Below are 5,228 nucleotides of genomic sequence, written 5' to 3' on the forward strand. Positions count from 1 at the left end.
AGGTCAGCGTCGATCTTTCTCCCGAAGACAACGCCATCAGCGACGGTAGAACCTACACCACCACCTACACCTATGACGGCACCTCTACCCGCATCGCTTCCATCACCCATAGCGACGGCACCCGGGTTTCCTTCACCTACGAGTTGATCAACGGCCAGTACCGGGTCAGAACCTATACCGACGGCGAGGGGCGGGTGACGACGCTTAGCTACACCGTCACCACCACCGGTGGGACCACGACCACGGTGAATGCGGATAACGCCGTGCTTTCCACGACCCAAACGTACAGCCTTAATACGGCTGCACTCACCGAAACAAGCGTCGCCGACCCCAGGCCGCAGCCGCCGAGCACCTACCAGACGGCGTACTACGACAACGCCGGCCGCATCGTCGGCGTAGTTGATCAATCGGGGACGCTTATCAGCTACGTCTATGACGACGCTGGCCGCATTGCGCGCGAACGCCGCCACGTCGATGCAGCGGTGCCACCGCGTTGGTCACAGTCCTTCGCCGCGGATGCCTCGGGACTCACGACCTTAGCAACCGGGTACATGAGCGTCCAAAACGGACGGCTCGTCGTCACGACCCAAGACACCCCCGATTGGCAATGGCCAGGTGTATGGGGCACGCGCCAGCATCCCTTCAGCGACGGGGTGATCTTCCGCTCGGAAGTCACCACCGGGCCGAGCAGCGCTGGGCGCTATCTGGTCATCGGCACCGAAAGCGATAGTAACCTCGGAGCCTACCGCCGCCACGCGGCTTATTTCGACGGCGATGGCATCTTCGCCTCGTATTACGACAATGGCTGGCAAAACCAATGGCTCGGTGACGCCCGCAACAACACCACCTACATCGTCGAGGTCGTTACGCAAGCCAGCGGCACCACGCTCTACATCTACGAAAAAGGCCAGGACAGGACGAGCGGCTTCATCGATCAACGCGGCTATACCGACTGGGGCGTGGTGCAGACCTTCATCGAAGGCCACGGCGAGCCCGGAGCGGCGAACGCGACGATGTACGTCGATAACGTGAGCGAAGCGACCGTTGCCGGTGCCCTCATCGGCGATGTCATCGCCCCGGAAAACGGCGCTGACCAACTGACCCAGTACGCCTACGACGATGCCGGGCGCGTCGTCGCCGCCATCGGTCCCGACGGCGCCTTGATCGCCTATCAATATGACGCCGCCGGCAACGTTACGAGTAAGCGCGTCTACGCGCAACCACCGGCCACGCCCCGCTGGGCCCAGACCTTTGGGATCGATGCCTTCGGCCTCTCCGCGCTTCCCGCCGGTTACATGAGCGTCCAAAACGGACGGCTCGTTATCACCACCCAAGACACCCCCGATTGGCAATGGCCGGGCGTGTGGGGCAATCGTTTACATCCCTTCGGCGACGGCGTCATCTTCCGCTCGGAAGTCACCACCGGGCCGAGCAGCGCCGGGCGCTATCTGGTCATCGGCACCGAAAGCGATACCGATTTCGGGGCCTACCGCCGCCATGCGGCCTATTTCGATGACAGCGGGAACGTGCTGGCGTCCTTCTATGACGGGAGCTGGAACACGGCTCCCCTCGGGACGGTCGCCGACAACACCACCTACATCATCGAGGTCGTCACCGCAGCCACTGGCACGACTCTCTACGTCTATCAAAAAGGCCAAGACCGCGCGAGCGGCTTCATCGATCAGCGTGGCTACACCGATTGGGGAGTCATCCAGACCTTCATTGAAGGCCACGGCGAGCCGGGCGCGGCGAGCGCGGCGATGTACGTCGATAATGTCAGCGAAGCCATGGTGGCCGGAGAGCTGCACGGCCGCTGGATCGTCAACCCGAGCGCCGCCGATGTTATCGTCAATGCCGGGGAGCGGTACTACACCATCCAAAGCGGCGATACCTGGGCCTTTATTGCGGCCAGGCTTTACGGAACCAGCGGTCTCGCCGATGAATTACAAACCGCCCTAGGCAATCCGGTGCTTACTCCCGGCAACCGGCTCACTAACCTGCCAGCGACGCTGAACGATACGGTCGCGCCCTACTACACCGTCCAATCCACCGACACCTGGGCCTTGATCACCCAGACGGTCTACGGCACGAGCGACCCCAATGCGGTGAGTGCCTTACAGAGCACGCTCGGCAACCCGACCTTAAGTAGCGGTCTGCGTCTGACGGTGCCGCAGACCTTGACCTACACCGCCGGCGGCACGGTCACGGGCCTGCAAACCGACGTCACCGATCCCTTGGGCCTTACGACGAGTTACGTCACCGACACCGCCGGCCGACTCACCCGGCTCGTAGGCCCCGCGGTCAACGGCGTGCGCCCCGAGACCCGCTACACCTACGACGGCGCGGGCAACCTCACCGCCATCGTCGATCCCAACGGCAACACCAGCGCGATGGAGTATGACGCCTCGGGCAACCGCACCTTAGTGCGCGATAGTGCCGGCAACACCACCACCTATCGCTACAACGCCGCCCAGCAACTTCTCCTCGAAACCCACTATGTGGGGCGTGATCCCGATGGCAGCGGCCCGGGGCAACCCACCAGCCCCCTCATCACCCGCTACGTCTACGATGCCGAGGAGCATCTGCGCTTCGTGATGAGCCCTGAAGGCCGCGTCAGCGAGCACCAATACGATGCGACGGGCAACCGGGTGAGCACCCGCCGTTACACAGGAGGAGGCTATAACGTCAGTACCTTAGGTCCCGAGGAAGCCCCGACCGAAGCGCAGCTCATCGCCTGGGCCAGCACCCAAGACCTAACGCGCCTTCAACGCACCGACTACGCCTACGATTTCAGAGGCAACCTCAGCAGCACCACCACTTACAGCCGCACCGACACCAACGGCGCCGGCATCACCGATGGCAGCCAGTCGGTCACGCGTTATGTCTATGACCAGCGCGGCAGGCTCCTGCAGACGGTCGATGCCAGAGGCGAGGCGACAACGGATCCGAGCGACTATGTGACCACGTATACCTACGACGGCTTAGGGCGGCTGCTCACGACAAACCAATGGATCGCAGCGGGCGTTAGTCGTACCCGTATCACGACCTACGACGACGCCAACCGCCGCATCACCACTACCCTCGCCAATGGTCTTGCGACAACAGAGATCTACGACCGTGCCGGCTGGCGCTTGAGCGCGAGCCAAGCCGACAGCACCCAGGCGCTTGGCACCACGAACTACCTCTACGATGACGGCGGGCGGTTGCGTGTCATCGTCGATCCCCTCGGTAATACCACCGATCACCTCTACGATGAAGCCGGGCGCAGAATCGCGACCATCGATGCCACCGGCGCTCTGGCCGAGTTCATCTACGATTCCGCCGGCAACACCATTAGAACTATCCGCTATGCCACCGCCGTCAATGCGAATGCGCGGGCAGCATTGCGCGATGCCAACGGTCGACCGATCAATACCGTAAGCCTCAACAGCGTCCGCCCGGCGAGTAGCAGTGCCGATCGCGTGAGCTACCAGCTCTACGACAATGCCAACCGCTTGGTCATGGCGATCAGCCCCCACGACAGCGACCCGAGCCGGGGCTATGTCACCCAATCCTTCTACGATGGGGCCGGCAGACTCACCGATACCCTCCGCTATGCCAATCCAATCAGCTTAGCGGGACTCCCAACCAACCCAGCCCCGAGTGACATCAGCGCCCGCATCCCACTAAACAGCACGAACGACCGCCACACCCGCCGCTTCTACGAGCGCGACGGGAACTTGATCGGGACCTTGGACGCCGAGGGCTACCTTTGCGAGTACCGCTACAACAGTGCCGGGCAGCTGATCCATACGATTCATTACACCAACCCCGCGGCCGCGAGCCTGCGCACCAACGGCACCTTCGGCGAATTGCTGGCGAGTGTCGCCCCCCATGCGAACGATCGGCAGAGCTATCACTTCTACGATGCCAAAGGCCAAACCATCGCCACCCTCGACCCCGAGGGCTACTTAACCGAGTACAACTACGATGCCGCCGGCAACCGTACCCAAGAGATACGGTATGCCAATCGCGCCAACCCCTACAGCGGCACCCAAACCATTACGCAGCTGCGCCCCGCCGCCAATGCCAACGACCGGGTCACCCTCACCCAATGGAACGGCGCCAACCAAATCACCCACGTCACCACCAACCCCGCCGGCACCATTACCCGCTACACCTATGACAATGTCGGCAACCTCATTCAAACCGACAAAGCCTGGAACACCGGTGACGTGCGTACCACTCAGGCGCGCTATGACAGCCGCGGGAATGTGTTACAGGAGTTAAGCGGCGAGGGCAGCCGCGCCCTCGAGAACCTCCTAACCCAAAACCCAGCCGCCACCCAAGCCCAAATCGACGCGCTCTGGAATCAGTGGAGCCTGACCCACACCTATGACCAGGCCGGGAGAAGAACCGCCACCACCGATCCGAACGGTCAGCGCACCCTCTTCTACTACGACGGTAGGGGTCGGCTCACCCACACCGTCAACCATTTAGGCCAGGTCGAAGCGCGCATCTACAACCGCTTCGGGGAAGTCGAAGACCATATCCGCTACAGCAACCGCCTCAGCACCACCGGTTTAAACGGTGGTGCGATTACCCAAGATCTCCTAAACCGCCTGGCCCAGATAGCGCGTCCCACGGGCGAGAACGCCGACGCCCGCACCCGCACCAACTACACCCTGCGCGGTGCGATCCGAGAAGCCATTAACGGCTTTGGCAGCGGGCTCGACAGCACGATCCGCTACACCCACAACGCCTTCGGTGAAGTGGATCGTAAAGAAACCCAGCTCACGAGCACCCTCTATCGCCCCGACACCTATCGCTATGACCGCCGGGGGCTCCTTATTCAAAGCACCGAAGATCTGGGTGGACTCAACCGGATCACCACCAAGACCTATGATGCCTTCGGGCGCATCACCCAAATCACCGATGGCAAGGGCATCGTTCGCACCTTCACCTACGATCGCCTCGGACGCGAGATCACCACCACGCTCGATCCCACGGGTTTAAATATCGCCACCACCACGACCTACGACGCCTGGGGCAGAACCCTCACCCACACCGATGCGCGGGGCAACCGCACGAGCTACAGCTACGACGATACCAACCGCAGCTTCACCCTCACCACCCCCGAAGGCATCCGTACGATTACAAGAACCAACCGCCACGGCGAGACGGTGGAGATCGAAGTTCAAGAAGGCGCCCAACGGCTCACCCTCACGCGCTATGTCTATGACAGAAAC

Annotated in this window: 1 protein-coding gene; it reads left to right on the top strand. The window is 62.2% G+C overall.

The window, feature by feature from the left end:
* On the top strand, positions 1-5,228 hold a 5,228-nt coding region (locus VNN55_11190; protein ID HWO58118.1), incomplete at both ends, for a hypothetical protein.

Source organism: bacterium, from assembly GCA_035559435.1.
GTDB lineage: Bacteria > Zixibacteria > MSB-5A5 > WJJR01 > WJJR01 > JACQFV01.